The organism is Siccirubricoccus deserti, assembly GCF_014283215.1.
GTDB lineage: Bacteria > Pseudomonadota > Alphaproteobacteria > Acetobacterales > Acetobacteraceae > Siccirubricoccus > Siccirubricoccus deserti.
The window spans coordinates 1-612 of sequence record NZ_JACOMF010000268.1; the positions used below are offsets into that span (position 1 = coordinate 1).

General features: G+C 68.1%; 1 pseudogene. It reads left to right on the forward strand.

The features are described 5' to 3' along the window. Window positions 1-125: 125 nt before the first annotated feature. Window positions 126-409: pseudogene (locus tag H7965_RS30255) on the forward strand (integrase core domain-containing protein); the annotation flags it as partial. Window positions 410-612: the final 203 nt, after the last annotated feature.

Sequence of the window (612 nt, forward strand, 5' to 3'; positions counted from 1 at the left end):
TCCGGGCCTGGCTGGCTTGGCTCTTGGCGTGCCTGCTCAGCCTGCTGACCTCCGCTCATCAGGTCGGACAGGGCCGCCAGCCGCGAGCCCTGGCCGCGTGAAAGTCGCGTAGTTCACAGGCGACGAGGTACGCAGAACGGCTGCTCGAGGCTGGCATCGAGCCCTCCGTCGGCAGCGTCGGCGACTCCTACGATAACGCGCTCGCCGAAACCGTCATCGGCCTGTTCAAGGCGGAGGTAATCCGACGCCGCGGGCCGTGGCGCACCATGGAGGCGTCGAGTTCGCCACCCTCGAGTGGGTGGACTGGTTCAACACCCGCCGCCTCCTCGAGCCCATCGGCAACATCCCACCCGCCGAGGCCGAGGCGCGCTACTATGCCCAGATGGAGGCACCCGCCCTGGCGGCGTGACTCAAGCCAACAGGCCTCCGGCAAAGCCGGGGCGGCTTACTTGCGGCCGTCCCGGGGTCGATCCTCGAAGAAATCGTAGGCCCATGTCTGGACGGTCCCCGCCCTGCAAGCATGATTTCGTCGGCTGACTCAGCGGCGCGCTTGCGGTCATGTCTTCGGCCTCTCGATGCCACCCTGCGGCGGCGGGCCTGGATAGGTTCCGC